A 14,451-nucleotide genomic window follows, 5' to 3' on the forward strand; every position below is an offset into this window, starting at 1 on the left:
CGTGAAAACAACAAACCGTAATAACAACAAGTACGACCCAGGCAGCCAGGACGGCGGCGCCGACCAAGCCCTCGGCAGCGCAAGGTCAGTCAGGCATGCGCAATTCCCCTGTAGGAGTGAGCCTGCTCGCGATAGCAGTAGACCAGTCAACAGAGATGTCGACTGAGATGGCCTCATCGCGAGCAGGCTCACTCCTACAGGGGGATATGTAATGACTGAAATTGCGCTTACAGGCTTGCAATCCACTTAAGCCCGGCCACGTTGGCCGAGCGAACGAAACCTGTTGGGAGTTTCACATGGCAAACGCCTCCAGCACTTACCGGAAGGCACTTGAAGGCCACCAGCAACCGAAAAAGGTTCTGGTGAAAGTCGATCGTGTCACCAAGAAGTTCGACGAAACCACGGCCGTGGACGATGTGTCCCTGGAGATCCATCAGGGCGAAATCTTTGCCCTGCTCGGTGGCTCCGGCTCGGGCAAATCGACCCTGCTGCGCATGCTCGCCGGTTTCGAGCGGCCGACTGAAGGGCGGATTCTGCTCGACGGCGTGGACATCACCGACATGCCGCCCTACGAGCGGCCGATCAACATGATGTTCCAGTCCTACGCGCTGTTCCCGCACATGACTGTGGCGCAGAACATCGCCTTCGGCCTCAAGCAGGACCGTTTGCCGGCCAGCGAAATCGATGCCCGTGTCGAAGAGATGCTGCGCCTGGTGCACATGACCCAATACGCCAAACGCAAACCCCATCAGTTGTCCGGCGGTCAGCGCCAGCGCGTCGCCCTCGCCCGCTCCCTGGCGAAACGTCCGAAGCTGTTGCTGCTCGACGAACCGATGGGCGCCCTGGATAAAAAACTGCGTTCGCAGATGCAACTGGAACTGGTCGAGATCATCGAGCGCGTCGGCGTGACCTGCGTGATGGTGACTCACGATCAGGAAGAAGCCATGACCATGGCTGAGCGCATCGCGATCATGCATCTGGGCTGGATCGCCCAGATCGGCAGCCCGGTCGACATCTATGAAGCGCCGGTCAGCCGCATGGTCTGCGAATTCATCGGTAACGTGAACGCCTTCGACGGCACCGTGGTGGAAGACCTTGAAGGTCACGCGATCATCCACAGCCCGGACCTGCAGCAGAAGATCTACGTCGGCCACGGCGTCAGCACGTCGGTGCAGGACAAGTCGATCACCTACGCGATCCGCCCGGAAAAAATGCTCGTCAGCACCATCAAACCCGAAGTCCGCTACAACTGGTCCGAAGGCAAGGTGCATGACATCGCCTACCTCGGCGGCCACTCGGTGTTCTACGTCGAGCTGCCGGGCGGCAAAATCGTCCAGTCGTTCATGGCCAACGCCGAACGCCGTGGCGCGCGGCCGACCTGGGACGACAAGGTCTACGTCTGGTGGGAAGACGACAGCGGCGTGGTACTGCGCTCATGAGAACCTTCAATCAGCAATTCCTGCGCCTGGTGCCCAGCGGGCGAAAGTTCGTCATCGGCATCCCGTTCATCTGGCTGTTCCTGTTCTTCATGCTGCCGTTCTTCCTGGTGATGAAGATCAGCTTCTCGGAAGCCGCGCTGTCGATCCCGCCGTACTCGGAGATCTACACCTACGCCGAACAGAAATTCCAGCTGATGCTCAACATCGGCAACTACACCATGCTCGGCGAAGACGAGCTGTACCTGTCGGCCTACCTCGGTTCGCTGAAAGTCGCGGCGCTGAGCACGATGATGTGCCTGGTGATCGGTTTCCCGATGGCCTACGCAATCACCAAAGCGAGCAAGGAAGCGCAAAACGTCCTGCTGCTGTTGATCATGATGCCGACCTGGACCGCGATCCTGATCCGTGTTTACGCGTGGATGGGCATCCTCAGCAACAACGGTCTGCTCAACGCGTTTCTGATGTGGACCGGGCTGACCGATCACCCGATCGAGATCCTCAACACCAACACCGCGGTGTATATCGGCGTGGTGTATGCGTACCTGCCATTCATGGTGCTGCCGCTGTACGCCAACCTGGTGAAACACGATGGCAGCCTGTTGGAAGCCGCGTCAGATCTGGGTTCGAGCAACTTCAACAACTTCTGGAAAATCACCGTGCCGCTGGCCAAGAACGGCATCATTGCCGGCTGCATGCTGGTGTTCATTCCAGTGGTCGGCGAGTTCGTGATTCCGGAACTGTTGGGTGGCCCGGAGACGCTGATGATCGGTCGCGTGCTGTGGCAAGAGTTCTTCAATAACCGCGACTGGCCGGTGGCGTCTGCGCTGGCGGTGGTGATGCTGTTGATCCTGATTGTGCCGATTCTGCTGTTCAACCGCAGCCAGGCCAAAGAGATGGAGGCACGGGGATGAAACGCTTCGGTTTTTCCAAGTTCATGTTGATCTTCGGCCTGATGTTCATCTATCTACCGATGCTGATTCTGGTGATCTACTCGTTCAACGCCTCGAAACTGGTGACGGTATGGGGCGGCTGGTCAGTGAAGTGGTACGTCGGCCTGCTCGACAACACGCAACTGATGGGCTCGGTGGTGCGCTCGCTGGAAATCGCCTGCTACACCGCGATTGCCGCCGTCGCACTGGGCACCCTCGCCGCCTTCGTCCTGACGCGAGTGACGCGCTTCAAGGGTCGCACGCTGTTTGGCGGTCTGGTGACGGCGCCACTGGTGATGCCTGAGGTGATCACCGGTCTGTCGCTGTTGCTGCTGTTCGTGGCAATGGCGCAGTTGATCGGCTGGCCGCAGGAGCGTGGCATCGTCACGATCTGGATCGCCCACACCACGTTTTGTGCCGCCTATGTGGCGGTGGTAGTCTCCGCCCGCCTGCGGGAGCTGGATCTGTCGATCGAAGAAGCCGCGATGGATCTGGGGGCCAAGCCGTTCAAGGTGTTTTTCCTGATCACCATTCCAATGATCGCGCCGTCACTGGCAGCGGGCGGAATGATGTCGTTCGCCCTGTCGCTGGATGACCTGGTGCTGGCGAGCTTCGTCTCCGGCCCGGGTTCGACCACGCTGCCGATGGAAGTGTTCTCGGCGGTGCGTCTGGGCGTGAAGCCTGAGATCAACGCCGTGGCCAGCCTGATTCTGCTGGCGGTGTCGCTGGTGACCTTCCTCGTCTGGTACTTCGGCCGCAAGGCAGAGGCCAGCCGCAAGAAAGCGATTCAGGAAGCGATGGATCAGACGGCGAATGAGGCGTGGCAGCCTCAGCGCGCAGCCACCGCCTAAGCAACACCGATGAACAACTGTGGCGAGGGAGCTTGCTCCCGCTGGGCTGCGCAGCAGACCCAAAAGCTTATGAGCGCTGCGCACTCAAGCGGGAGCAAGCTCCCTCGCCACAGGTTTTATGTGCACCGATTTTTTATGTTGGGTTTTTGAATAAAAAGAATGGAGTTTCACCGATGAAAATGTTTGGCAGGACTCTGCTGACACTGTCCTTAATGGGCGCAATCGCCACGGGCGTCCAGGCCAACGACAAGGTGCTGCGTGTTTACAACTGGTCCGATTACATCGCGCCGGACACCGTCAAGAAGTTCGAAGACGAGACCGGCATCCAGGTGACCTACGACGTGTTCGACAGCAACGAGACCCTCGAGGCGCGTTTGCTGGCGGGCAAATCCGGCTACGACATCGTCGTGCCGTCCAACAGTTTCCTGGCCAAGCAGATCAAGGCCGGGGTCTATCAGCCGCTGGACAAATCGAAGCTGTCGAACTGGAAGAACCTCAACCCGGTGCTGCTGAAAAACGCCTCTGCCAGTGATCCGGACAACGCTCACGCGTTCCCGTACATGTGGGGCTCGATCGGCATCGGTTTCAACCCGGACAAGGTCAAGGAAGTGCTCGGCGCCAAGGCCCCGACCAACTCCTGGGACTTGCTGTTCAAGCCGGAAAACGCCGAGAAGCTGAAAGCCTGTGGCATCAGTTTCCTCGACTCGCCGACCGAAATGATCCCGGCCGCCCTGCACTATCTGGGCTACCCGGTGAACGACAAGGACAAGGCGCACATCCTCGAAGCCGAAGCACTGTTCATGAAGATCCGCCCGTACGTGGCGTACTTCCATTCTTCGAAGTACATCTCGGACCTGGCCAACGGCAATATTTGCGTGGCGGTCGGTTACTCCGGTGACGTGCTGCAGGCCAAGGCCCGCGCGGTGGAAGCCGGCAACAAAGTGCAGATCGACTACAGCATTCCAAAGGAAGGCGCCGGCAGCTTCTACGACATGGTCGCGATCCCGCGCGATGCAGCGAACGTCGACAATGCCTACCTGTTCATGAACTTCCTGATGCGCCCGGACATCATCGCCGAGATCACCAACAGCAACGGCTACAGCAACGCCAACTCGGCGGCGACGCCACTGGTGGACGAAGCGATCCGCAACGATCCGGGTTCGTATCCGTCGCAGGCGGTAATGGCGACGTTGTATGCGGTGCCGGATCAGCCGATTGCCACGCAGCGGATCATGACCCGCGGCTGGACCCGGGTGAAGCTCGGTAAGTAACCAAATACCCCTGTGGGAGCGGGCTTGCTCGCGAAAGCGCAGTGTCAGGCACAGATGAATTGACTGACCTGACGCCTTCGTGAGCAAGCCCACTCCCACAGGAGATAGGTGTCAGCTTGAAAGTTTACGGTTTCCCGTTCACGCAGCGCCTTACCACCGCTGCACCCTGCAATGAACGGCCTCACCTGGCTCCCTCGGCTCAGGTGAATTTCAGGCGCCCTCGGGCGCCTTTTTTTCTGCGCTCAATTCAGTGGCCAATCCTGAAGAATCCGGTAGCGACCCTTGTGCGATTCGAACAAGGCAAAGCGCTCTGCGCGCAGGAAGAATTCCGGCGGCGTGGTGGATTCCGGCGCTTCTGCCCGGTAGTCCCGAGCCAGGGTTAGGTGCGGGCGAAACTCGCGCGGTGATTCTTCGAAGCCGAACGGCAGCATCGCCTGCTCCAACGCATACACCAGACGCAACAACCCCGGCGGTGCCTGCTCCGGCGCCAAAGACAGAATCCCGGCCCGATGCCAGACCTGCAGCCGATCCAGCGCAATCCGCAACGGCTCACCCGGCGTGCGCACCTTGCCGGCGGCCTCGCAGACCTCATGGATTTGCGCCAGCGGCACGGCACCAAGGAACAGCAACGTCAGGTGAAAGTTATCCGCCGGCACCGCTTTGCCAGTGCGAAACCCCAACTCGCCGCGCCACTGAGCGATGGCCTTGCGTTGCGGTGGCGGGCAGTCGAGGGCAAAAAACAGTCGCTTGAACGGTTCATCCCTGCGCGCATCATCGATCATGGGCCAACTCCTTCGCTCGTCGATCAGCCGATTCTACACAGGCTTCTCTGACGACTGGCGACGCCCGGCTATAGTTCAAGGATTGCCATCGAACCGGAGGTCGCCATGCGCGAGATCCTCAGCAAAGAACCGTGGTGGGCCCGGCCACCCAGCCCCGGGCAGGATGAAACCGAGCTGGAATGGGGCTGGCTGGTGCATTACAGCGAAGGTGAACCGCGTTTCGAATTCGTCCGCGAACGGCCCACGGAAGAAGAAATCCGCCACCGCAAAAGCTGCCGGATCACCCCCTCTCCAGAGTAATCACAGGCCATTGTGGGAGCGGGCTTGCTCGCGAAAGCGGTGGGTCAGCCATGAAGATAGTGGCTGTGCCGGCCTCTTCGCGAGCAAGCCCGCTCCCACAGGGTTGCGCAGGATGACGACAATCGTGGGCACACCACAACTCCGGGGTGGGAGCGGGCTTGCTCGCGAAAGCGGTGGGTCAGCCATGAAGATATCGGCTGTGCCGGCCCCTTCGCGAGCAAGCCCGCTCCCACAATGGATTTGCGTTGGTCTTCAGGCTTCAAGAATGTTCTTGAAGCCCCCAAAGATCATCCGCTGCCCATCAAACCCCATCGGGTTGACGTCCGGTTGCATGCGCGGGTCTTCCATCATCTTTGCCATACCGGCATCGCGGGTGGCCTTGTCGGGCCAGATCAGCCAGCCGGACGACACCGTCTCGCCTTCCTTGAGTTTTACCGCCATCGGAAATGACGTGACTTTACCTTCCGGCACGTCATCGCCCCAGCACTGAACCACCTCCTTCGCTCCGTATTCCTTGAACAGTTTCGCGGCGATCTCACAGTGTTTTTTGTACTGTTCGCGATTGGCATTCGGCACGGGTGCTACAAAAATATCGATGTAAGCCATGATCACTCTCCTTGCACGTTGGGTTCGATCTGCCGGGTAGTCGATTGCGGCGGCTGCCATTCGACACGATTCACGCCCTGCCCGACCGACGGTTGTTCGCCGCCGCCAAGGCTGCCCTCGACCTGCCCGGCGATATGCAGGGTTCCGGCCATGACCCCGGTGGTCGGGTTCTGCAGCAATTTCGCCCAGGCCTTGTCGAACGTGCTGCCCAGGCTGCTGCGAATCAGCGCTTCGCTGTCGGGCCGGTCGTTGGCCTGGATGATCGCGCGAATGCCCGCGACACCAATCGAAATCACCCCACCAACCAACTTGCCCGCCGCAGCCGCCACCGCACTGGCCGCACCGCGCGGAGCCATTTCCGCTTCCATCCGCTGGCTGGCGCGTTTGGCCACGGGGGCCATGCCGGCATCGGTCGAAGCGATGCCCTTGCTGCCGCCTTCGGTGTGGATCTTGTCGATCAACGCGGCATACGCCGGCAAGGTGTTCAGCGGTTCGGTGCTGATGATTTGATACAGCGACGCATCACGCGCCGGCGGCGGCCCGAGGGTGATCGCCGGGACCTTCTGCAAACGCCCGTTGAGCTGGGCCACCGGCAAGCCATAGCGCTGGGCGATGAGCGGCATCTGCTGGGCCATCAGTTGCGCATAGAACGCTGTGGCCTGCCCGAGGATCGCATCCGGATCGATCTCCACCGCCACCGGTGCCAGCACCCTTTCTTGATATTGCTCAAGCAGATAGCTCGCCAGGCGCTTGGCCGAAGCGTCCTGTTCGCCGCCGGCACTGATGGTGTACCAACTGACCTTCATCGACAGCCATTCCTGAGTCCAGTAGCTGCTGAACCACGGAATGAAATTTTCTTCAGTTTGCTGATAGACGCGAGTGCGCCAATGTTCCATCGAGCCACGGGCAAATACTTTGACTTGCTCGGTGGATTGCTGCGAGGCGCTGACGATGTCGCGATCGATCTGCTGCCAGGTCGCCGGCGATACCACCACCGCTCGCGGCGCCACCGGGGCCCGCGCCGAGGAGGCGCAGCCAGCCAGCAGACACAGTGCGGCGAGGCTCAGCGCACGCAGGTTCACGGTGGTGGAGTCCTTGAATGGAGGAAACAGATTTGAGTATAGGTGCGGGTATTGGGCCATTTGTCGTTTGTGGCCGGACGGGCGCTCTCACTTTGAAATGCGTTCCCCCTGTGGGAGCGGGCTTGCTCGCGAAGGGGCCGGCACAGCCAACATCTTCATGGCTGACCCACCGCTTTCGCGAGCAAGCCCGCTCCCACAGGGGGAAGCATCAACCATCAACGCCGTCGATATTCACCATCGCCACGTTTGCCTTCCGCCCGCCGCCCGGCGAAGGCACGATTCACCCATCCGAGACGCAACGAGGAGTACCCATCATGATTCGCACCATCACCCTCTCCGTGAGCTTCCCGGTGTTCGGCAGCAACTACTACGACCAGCAAGTCGTCTCGCGCAAGTCCCAGGCGCTGCTGTTCAACGAAGATTTCGACGATGTGCTGATGCCCGCCGCGAGCAATCATTTCAGCAATGAAGTGGTCGGCATCAACGATCAGTTCCGCTTTCTGAGCGACATACTCGCCACCCATTTGCTGGATCTCGAGGCCACCGCGCCTGCGCATTCCAGCGTCCGGGCGAGCGCTCATTTTTAATCGACGAGGGCGTTCCCGTTGCGGGAACGCCCTCTTGGCATTCACTCAGTCATCATCACGATCACGGTAGTAACGGCGTCCGTCGCGGCGCCCGTCATCACGGTCATCCCAACGCCGGTCATGGTCGTAATAACGCCCGTGATCGCGGTCGTAATGCCGCCCGTGGCGGTGGTCATCATCAAAGTCCGCCACACAGCCTGCCAGCAATACGGCGGCGGTCACGGTCAGCAGCATCGTTGTAGCGCGCTTCATTCAACACTTCCCTAAAACCAAGGTCTTGACGACGGAACGGCTGTCACTGCCCGCGCCTTCAGGACGCAGTGCGCGCAGCCGCTGATACGACCGGTCAAAAGGACTTTGATTCACTGACCGGGCACGACCGTTGATCGGCCCGCCGCCTGCATCCGGGCAGCGGCGAAATGCCACCTATACTGCTGCTTACCGACTCCCACGCAATGGATCTGCGCCTCGATAACAACAAGCAGAGGTGGATCATGGTCTGGCAGCAAATTTACGACCCGTTCGGCAACACGCTGATCTCTACGCTCATGGCCGCGGTGCCGGTAGTGGTGATGCTCGCGGCGCTGGCGTTCTTTCACGTCAAGGCGCATCTGGCCGCTCTGTTGGCGTTGGCGTCGGCCCTGCTCATCTCGATCTTCGCCTTCGGCATGCCGGCGAGCATGGCCGGTTCGGCGGCGCTGTTCGGCGCCGCCAATGGCTTGCTGCCGATCGGCTGGATCGTGCTCAACATCATCTTTCTGCATCGCCTGACCACCGAGAACGGCTCATTCAAAGTGCTGCAGGATTCCCTGGCGCGAATCACCGATGACCGGCGTTTGCAGTTGCTGCTGATCGCCTTCTGCTTCGGCGCGTTTTTCGAAGGCGCGGCCGGGTTCGGCACGCCGGTTGCGGTGACCGGGGCGATTCTGATCGGCCTCGGTTTTTCGCCGTTGGCCGCCTCGGGGCTGGCGCTGATTGCCAACACCGCACCGGTGGCGTTCGGCGCCCTCGGCACGCCGATCATCACCCTGGCCAAGGTCACCGGGCTCGATGAGATGGAGCTGTCGATGATGGTCGGTCGACAGTTGCCGTTTTTCTCGGTGCTGGTGCCGTTCTGGCTGATCTGGGCGTTTGCCGGGTGGCGCAAAATGCTGGAGATCTGGCCGGCGATTCTGGTGGCCGGGGTCAGCTTCGCGGTGCCGCAATTCCTCGTGTCGAACTTCCACGGGCCGATGCTGGTGGACGTGATCGCCGCGCTGATTTCCATGGCCTGCCTGACCCTGTTTCTGCGGGTCTGGAAACCGGCGACGGTGTACACCTCAGCCGCCCTGTCCGGGCGGGTCGACAACTCCCGGGTCGAGGAAGAAAAAGTCACCGCCAGCGGCGCTTTCAGCGATCAGGCGCGCCCGGCGGTGATGCGTGCGTGGATGCCGTGGATCATCCTCACCGTATTCGTGTTCGCCTGGGGCACCCAGGGCTTCAAGAACATCTTCGACGTGCGCCCGGCGCTGGACCCGGTAACCCATTCGGTCAAACTCGATGCGCAAGGCAAACCGCTGAATGAGGCCAACCCGATTTTCTCCCCGGCGCTGACCTTTACCACCCTGCACCTGCAAGTGCAGAAAGTCCCGCCGGTGGTGCCGGCGCCGAAAGCCGAAGAGGCGATCTACAAGTTCACCTGGTTCACTGCCACCGGCAGCGGCATCCTGCTGGCGGCTATTGTCGGCGGGCTGCTGATGGGCTATTCGATCCCGCAACTGATCAAGCAATACCTGCGCACGTTGTGGGTGGTGCGCTTTTCGCTGATCACCATTGCGGCGATGCTGGCGCTGGGGTTCCTCACGCGTTATTCCGGACTGGACGCCACCATGGGTCTGGCGTTTGCCGCGACCGGGGTGTTCTACCCGATGTTCGGCACTCTGCTCGGCTGGCTCGGCGTCGCGTTGACCGGTTCGGACACGGCCTCGAACGTGCTGTTCGGCGGACTGCAACGGGTGACCTCGGAACAGCTCGGCATCAGCCCGGTACTGATGGCCGCAGCCAATAGTTCCGGCGGGGTGATGGGCAAAATGGTCGATGCGCAATCGATCGTGGTCGCCTCCACCGCCACCCGCTGGTATGGGCATGAGGGCGAGATTCTGCGCTACGTGTTCTTCCACTCGATTGTGCTGGCCATCCTGGTGGGCGGGCTGGTGACATTGCAGGCGTATGTGGCGCCGTTTACGCACATGGTGGTTGGCGGGCATTGATGTCGCTTGTAGGGGCCTCTTCGCGAGCAAGCCCGCTCCCACATTTGGACTGCATTGCCCTGTGGGAACAAGCTATTTCCCCACCAGGATTGCATTCTCCGTGGGCACAAACCCATTCCCACATTGGAATGCATTCCCAATGTGGGAGCGGGCTTGCTCGCGAAAGCGGTGTGTCATTCAACTCATAGACGAACTGTTCCGACGCCTTCGGGAGCAAGCTCCCCTTCCACATTGATAGGCATGCCCCCCAAATTTGGCTATGTCGATCAGAAGATTGATGAGCCATGCGCATAACTCTATAGCGCAAATCCGCAAAAACCTTTTCCCCTCCGCGCAGGTCATTCCAAGAACGAGACCGGTAAACATGCCGGCGCGCCCGTTTGGGCCCTTCAATCCCTGCCGTCCTGATTAAGCCAGAGAGGAATCGAAGCATGACGATTTCCCGACGAAGATTCCTGATCCTCGGCGCGGTGACCGCCACCGCGTTTGCAATGCCCCCCTTCATTAGCCTCAAGGCCTACGCGGCCAGTCTGGAGCAACCCGCCATGGCCAAACTGACGATCAATGTAAACGGTAAACCCCAAGCCCTTGAGGTGGACAACCGCACCACCCTGCTCGACGCCCTGCGCGAGCACCTGCACCTGACCGGCAGCAAAAAAGGCTGCGACCACGGCCAGTGCGGTGCCTGCACCGTCATCGCCGACGGCCGCCGGATCAACTCCTGCCTGACGCTTGCGGTGATGCATGAAGGCAGCGAGATCACCACCATCGAAGGCCTGGGCATGCCCGACAACCTGCACCCGATGCAGGCCGCGTTCATCAAGCATGACGGCTACCAGTGCGGCTATTGCACGCCGGGGCAGATCTGTTCGGCGGTGGCGGTGCTCAAGGAAATCCGCGAGGGCATTCCCAGCCACGTCAGCCCGAGCCTGACCGAAGCCCCGCAACTGATCGCCAGCGAATTCCAGGAACGCATGAGCGGCAACATCTGCCGCTGCGGCGCCTACTCGAACATCATCGAAGCCATCACTGAAGTCGCGCAGGTGCCAGCATGAGACCGTTAAATTACAGCCGCGCCGACTCCCCTGCCGCAGCCGCAGCGCTGGCGGCACAGGTCGAAGGCGCGAAGTTCATCGCCGGTGGCACCAACCTGCTGGACCTGATGAAACTCGACATCGAAACCCCGCTGCACCTGATCGACGTCAACCACTTGGGCCTCGATCAGATCGAAGCCACGCCTGAAGGCGGATTGCGCATCGGCGCGCTGGTGCGCAACACCGATCTGGCCGCTGACAGCCGCGTGCGCAAAGACTACGGACTGCTCTCCCGCGCCCTGCTCGCCGGCGCCTCGGGCCAGTTGCGCAACATGGCGAGCACCGCCGGCAACCTGCTGCAACGCACCCGCTGCCCGTACTTCTACGACGTCAATCAGGCCTGCAACAAACGCCAGCCCGGCAGTGGCTGCGCGGCGATTGGCGGGGTCAGTCGGCAATTGGGGCTGATCGGCGTCAGCGACGCCTGCATCGCGACCCACCCGAGTGACATGGCGATTGCCATGCGCGCCCTCGATGCGCAGGTTGAAACGGTGAAGCCGGACGGCAGCACACGCAGCATCGCCATCGCCGATTTCCATCAACTGCCAGGCAATACGCCGAACATCGAAACCAGCCTCACGCCCGGCGAGTTCATCACTTCGGTAACCCTGCCGGCCCCGGTTGGCGGCACGCACATTTATCACAAGGTGCGCGATCGCTCGTCGTACGCCTTCGCGCTGGTGTCAGTCGGTCTGATCCTGCAAAAGGACGGCAGTGGCCGTGTGGCGGTCGGCGGTATTGCGCCGAAACCGTGGCGGGTCGAAGACGCCGACGCGTTGCTGCCCAAAGGCGCAAAAGCCGTCAGCGAACGCTTGCTCGACGGTGCCACGCCAACCCACGACAACCAATTCAAACTGACCCTGGTCGAGCGCACGCTCGGCTCGGTGTTGGCGCAAGCGAGGGATCAAGCATGAAGTTCGACACTCCCGCCACCACCAACCCGATTGACCAGCTCAAGGTCGTCGGCAAACCCACCGACCGCATCGAAGGCCCGCTGAAAACCAGCGGTCAGGCGCCATATGCCTACGAGCAGCACGAGGCCGTGGCGAATCAGGCTTACGGTTTCATGGTCGGCTCGGCCATCGCCAAGGGCCGCATCAGCCACATCGATCTCGACGCTGCACAAGCGGCGCCCGGCGTGCTGGCCATCGTCACCGCCGCCAATGCCGGCAAGCTTGGCAAAGGCCAATACAACTCGGCGCCGCTGCTGGCCGGACCCGAGGTGCAGCACTATCATCAGGCCGTGGCGCTGGTGGTCGCCGAGACCTTCGAACAGGCCCGCGCCGCAGCGCAACTGGTCAAGGTCGACTACGTCGCGGCCAAAGGCGAGTTCGAACTGGCCAACGTGCGCGACCAGGGTGTCGAAGACGACGAGTTGCCCGACGTCACCCACGGCGATTTCGACAAAGCCTTCGCCGCTGCGCCGGTGCAGTTCGACCAGACCTACACCACTCCCGATCAGTCCCACGCGATGATGGAGCCGCACGCGACGCTGGCCGCCTGGAAGGGTGATCATCTGACCTTGTGGACCTCCAATCAGATGATCGCCTGGAGCGTCGGCGACGTCGCCACGACGCTTGGCCTGCCCAAGGAAAACGTGCGCCTGATCTCGCCGTACATTGGCGGCGGCTTCGGCGGCAAACTGTTCATTCGCGCCGACGCGATCCTCGCCGCCCTTGGTGCTCGCCTGGCCAATCGCCCGGTGAAGGTTGCCCTCGCCCGCCCGCAAATGGCCAACAACACCACCCACCGCCCGGCCACGATCCAGCGCATTCGGATGGGCGCGACGGCGGACGGCAAGCTCAGCGCCATCGCTCACGAAGGCTGGTCGGGCAACCTCAAGGACGGCAAGGTCGAGGTCGCCGCGCAACCGAGCCAGTTGCTTTATGCCGGGGAAAACCGCCGGGTGACCATGCGCCGGGCGCCGCTGGATCTGCCCGAAGGCAATTCCATGCGCGCGCCGGGTGAAGCGCCGGGGCTGATGGCGCTGGAAATCGCCATGGACGAAATGGCCGAACAGCTCAAGCTCGACCCGGTGCAGTTCCGCATCCTCAACGACACGCAGGTTGATCCGGTAAAAACCGAGCGTCCGTTTTCCCAGCGACGCCTGATCGAATGCTTGCAGACCGGTGCCGAGAAATTCGGCTGGAACCAGCGCAATGCTACTCCCGGCAGCCGTCGCGAAGGTCGCTGGCTGATCGGCATGGGCGTCGCCGCCGCGTTTCGCAACAACCTGCTGCTGAAGTCCGGCGCCCGGGTGCGGCTGGAGCGCGACGGCAAGGTGACGGTGGAAACCGACATGACCGATATCGGCACCGGCAGCTACACGATCATTGCGCAGACCGCGGCCGAGATGATGGGCGTGGACCTGGCGGACGTCAGCGTGCATCTGGGGGATTCGACCTTCCCGGTATCGTCTGGCTCCGGTGGACAGTTCGGCGGCAACTGCTCGACTGCCGGGGTGTATGCCGCGTGCATGAAACTGCGTGAAGCGGTGGCGACGAAGCTGGGCATGAGCGGTAGTGACGTCGAGTTCGCCGACGGTCAGGTGCGCGCCGGCGGCAAGACCCTGCCGCTGCGTGATGCGGCAAAAGATGGCGTGGTCGAGGCCGAGGACAGCATCGAGTTCGCCGACCTCGCCAAGCAGTATCAGCAATCGACTTTCGGCGCGCATTTCGTGGAGGTTGCGGTGGACGCAGCGACCGGCGAAGTCCGCGTGCGGCGCATGCTCGCCGTCTGCGCGGCGGGACGGATTCTCAACCCGAAAGCCGCGCGCAGCCAGGTGATCGGCGCGATGACCATGGGCGTCGGCGCGGCGTTGTTGGAAGAGCTGGCGGTGGACAAGCGGCTGGGCTTTTTCGTCAATCATGACCTGGCCGGATACGAGGTCCCGGTGCATGCCGACATCCCGCATCAGGAGGTGATTTTCCTCGATGAGACCGATCCGATTTCATCGCCGATGAAAGCCAAGGGTGTGGGGGAACTGGGGATTTGCGGCGTGAGCGCGGCGGTAGCGAATGCGATCTACAACGCCACCGGGGCGCGGGTGCGTGAGTATCCGATTACGCTGGACAAGATCCTCGATTCGTTGCCGGAGATGACCTGAGCAACCTGGAAAAGCCCCTCACCCTAACCCTCTCCCAAAGGGAGAGGGGACTGACCGAGTTGTCTTATGGGATGCGCCGATATGAGAGGTCGTGTCGATTATGGACTCAGCGTAGTGCTCACAGACATCCCCAATCGGCCCCCTCTCCCTCCGGG

Annotated in this window: 14 protein-coding genes; 10 read left to right on the forward strand and 4 right to left on the reverse strand. The window is 61.6% G+C overall.

Annotated features, from left to right (window positions below):
* Positions 1-296: 296 nt before the first annotated feature.
* The 4 genes from potA to V3W27_RS06725 all read left to right on the forward strand — a co-directional run bounded on the left by potA (position 297) and on the right by V3W27_RS06725 (position 4,490).
* On the forward strand, positions 297-1,439 hold the full coding sequence (gene potA / locus V3W27_RS06710) for a polyamine ABC transporter ATP-binding protein (RefSeq protein ID WP_007962457.1): 1,143 nt from the start codon (positions 297-299) through the stop codon (positions 1,437-1,439).
* Positions 1,440-1,468: 29 nt separating this feature from the next.
* The gene (locus tag V3W27_RS06715; protein WP_371260449.1) at positions 1,469-2,350 is read left to right on the forward strand and encodes an ABC transporter permease subunit; all 882 of its coding nucleotides are present in this window, start codon (positions 1,469-1,471) and stop codon (positions 2,348-2,350) included.
* Complete coding sequence (locus tag V3W27_RS06720; RefSeq protein ID WP_123588330.1) at positions 2,347-3,219, forward strand: ABC transporter permease subunit; 873 nt, start codon at positions 2,347-2,349, stop codon at positions 3,217-3,219. Before V3W27_RS06715 ends, V3W27_RS06720 begins: the two co-directional genes overlap by 4 nt.
* Positions 3,220-3,392: 173 nt before the next feature.
* Positions 3,393-4,490 (forward strand): polyamine ABC transporter substrate-binding protein, encoded by a 1,098-nt coding sequence (locus V3W27_RS06725; protein WP_330206246.1) that lies wholly within the window; start codon positions 3,393-3,395, stop codon positions 4,488-4,490.
* Between the two features lie 242 nt (positions 4,491-4,732).
* Here V3W27_RS06725 and thpR read toward each other — a convergent pair whose 3' ends face one another.
* Positions 4,733-5,272 (reverse strand): RNA 2',3'-cyclic phosphodiesterase, encoded by a 540-nt coding sequence (gene thpR, locus V3W27_RS06730; protein WP_330206247.1) that lies wholly within the window; start codon positions 5,270-5,272, stop codon positions 4,733-4,735.
* A gap of 105 nt (positions 5,273-5,377) precedes the next feature.
* Between thpR and V3W27_RS06735 the strand changes: the two genes are divergently transcribed.
* The gene (locus V3W27_RS06735) at positions 5,378-5,572 is read left to right on the forward strand and encodes a hypothetical protein (protein ID WP_041073468.1); all 195 of its coding nucleotides are present in this window, start codon (positions 5,378-5,380) and stop codon (positions 5,570-5,572) included.
* A gap of 252 nt (positions 5,573-5,824) precedes the next feature.
* Here the strand turns inward: V3W27_RS06735 and V3W27_RS06740 are convergent, their stop codons facing one another.
* Positions 5,825-6,178 (reverse strand): DUF1428 domain-containing protein, encoded by a 354-nt coding sequence (locus tag V3W27_RS06740; protein ID WP_330206248.1) that lies wholly within the window; start codon positions 6,176-6,178, stop codon positions 5,825-5,827.
* Positions 6,179-6,180: 2 nt separating this feature from the next.
* A complete protein-coding gene (locus tag V3W27_RS06745; protein ID WP_330206249.1) occupies positions 6,181-7,260 on the reverse strand; it encodes a hypothetical protein in 1,080 nt (359 codons plus the stop codon).
* Positions 7,261-7,574: 314 nt separating this feature from the next.
* Between V3W27_RS06745 and V3W27_RS06750 the strand changes: the two genes are divergently transcribed.
* On the forward strand, positions 7,575-7,847 hold the full coding sequence (locus tag V3W27_RS06750; protein ID WP_096796472.1) for a hypothetical protein: 273 nt from the start codon (positions 7,575-7,577) through the stop codon (positions 7,845-7,847).
* A 45-nt stretch (positions 7,848-7,892) separates the two neighbouring features.
* Here V3W27_RS06750 and V3W27_RS06755 read toward each other — a convergent pair whose 3' ends face one another.
* On the reverse strand, positions 7,893-8,099 hold the full coding sequence (locus V3W27_RS06755; RefSeq protein ID WP_041073476.1) for a hypothetical protein: 207 nt from the start codon (positions 8,097-8,099) through the stop codon (positions 7,893-7,895).
* A gap of 242 nt (positions 8,100-8,341) precedes the next feature.
* On the opposite strand from V3W27_RS06755, the gene V3W27_RS06760 reads away from it, so the two are divergent.
* From V3W27_RS06760 to paoC, 4 genes are all read left to right on the forward strand, one after another.
* Positions 8,342-10,096, forward strand: a complete 1,755-nt coding sequence (locus V3W27_RS06760; protein WP_330206250.1) for an L-lactate permease — start codon at positions 8,342-8,344, stop codon at positions 10,094-10,096.
* 431 nt (positions 10,097-10,527) lie between these two features.
* Entirely contained in the window at positions 10,528-11,151 is a 624-nt protein-coding gene (gene paoA / locus V3W27_RS06765) for an aldehyde dehydrogenase iron-sulfur subunit PaoA (protein WP_097088855.1), read from the forward strand.
* The gene (locus tag V3W27_RS06770; protein ID WP_330206251.1) at positions 11,148-12,104 is read left to right on the forward strand and encodes an FAD binding domain-containing protein; all 957 of its coding nucleotides are present in this window, start codon (positions 11,148-11,150) and stop codon (positions 12,102-12,104) included. The genes paoA and V3W27_RS06770 overlap by 4 nt, the downstream gene beginning before the upstream one ends.
* Positions 12,101-14,296, forward strand: a complete 2,196-nt coding sequence (gene paoC, locus V3W27_RS06775) for an aldehyde oxidoreductase molybdenum-binding subunit PaoC (protein WP_330206252.1) — start codon at positions 12,101-12,103, stop codon at positions 14,294-14,296. The genes V3W27_RS06770 and paoC overlap by 4 nt, the downstream gene beginning before the upstream one ends.
* Positions 14,297-14,451 lie beyond the last annotated feature (155 nt).

The sequence above is a fragment of the Pseudomonas sp. AM14(2022) genome, from assembly GCF_036346455.1.
GTDB lineage: Bacteria > Pseudomonadota > Gammaproteobacteria > Pseudomonadales > Pseudomonadaceae > Aquipseudomonas > Aquipseudomonas putida_A.

What these genes read in the sequence shown, in the direction of transcription:
- potA (WP_007962457.1), top strand. Translation starts at nt 297, where the DNA reads ATGGCAAACGCCTCCAGCACTTACCGGAAGGCACTTGAAGGCCACCAG.
- V3W27_RS06720 (WP_123588330.1), top strand. Translation starts at nt 2,347, where the DNA reads ATGAAACGCTTCGGTTTTTCCAAGTTCATGTTGATCTTCGGCCTGATG.
- V3W27_RS06725 (WP_330206246.1), top strand. Translation starts at nt 3,393, where the DNA reads ATGAAAATGTTTGGCAGGACTCTGCTGACACTGTCCTTAATGGGCGCA.
- thpR (WP_330206247.1), bottom strand. Translation starts at nt 5,272, where the DNA reads ATGATCGATGATGCGCGCAGGGATGAACCGTTCAAGCGACTGTTTTTT.
- V3W27_RS06735 (WP_041073468.1), top strand. Translation starts at nt 5,378, where the DNA reads ATGCGCGAGATCCTCAGCAAAGAACCGTGGTGGGCCCGGCCACCCAGC.
- V3W27_RS06740 (WP_330206248.1), bottom strand. Translation starts at nt 6,178, where the DNA reads ATGGCTTACATCGATATTTTTGTAGCACCCGTGCCGAATGCCAATCGC.
- V3W27_RS06750 (WP_096796472.1), top strand. Translation starts at nt 7,575, where the DNA reads ATGATTCGCACCATCACCCTCTCCGTGAGCTTCCCGGTGTTCGGCAGC.
- V3W27_RS06755 (WP_041073476.1), bottom strand. Translation starts at nt 8,099, where the DNA reads ATGAAGCGCGCTACAACGATGCTGCTGACCGTGACCGCCGCCGTATTG.
- V3W27_RS06760 (WP_330206250.1), top strand. Translation starts at nt 8,342, where the DNA reads ATGGTCTGGCAGCAAATTTACGACCCGTTCGGCAACACGCTGATCTCT.
- paoA (WP_097088855.1), top strand. Translation starts at nt 10,528, where the DNA reads ATGACGATTTCCCGACGAAGATTCCTGATCCTCGGCGCGGTGACCGCC.
- V3W27_RS06770 (WP_330206251.1), top strand. Translation starts at nt 11,148, where the DNA reads ATGAGACCGTTAAATTACAGCCGCGCCGACTCCCCTGCCGCAGCCGCA.
- paoC (WP_330206252.1), top strand. Translation starts at nt 12,101, where the DNA reads ATGAAGTTCGACACTCCCGCCACCACCAACCCGATTGACCAGCTCAAG.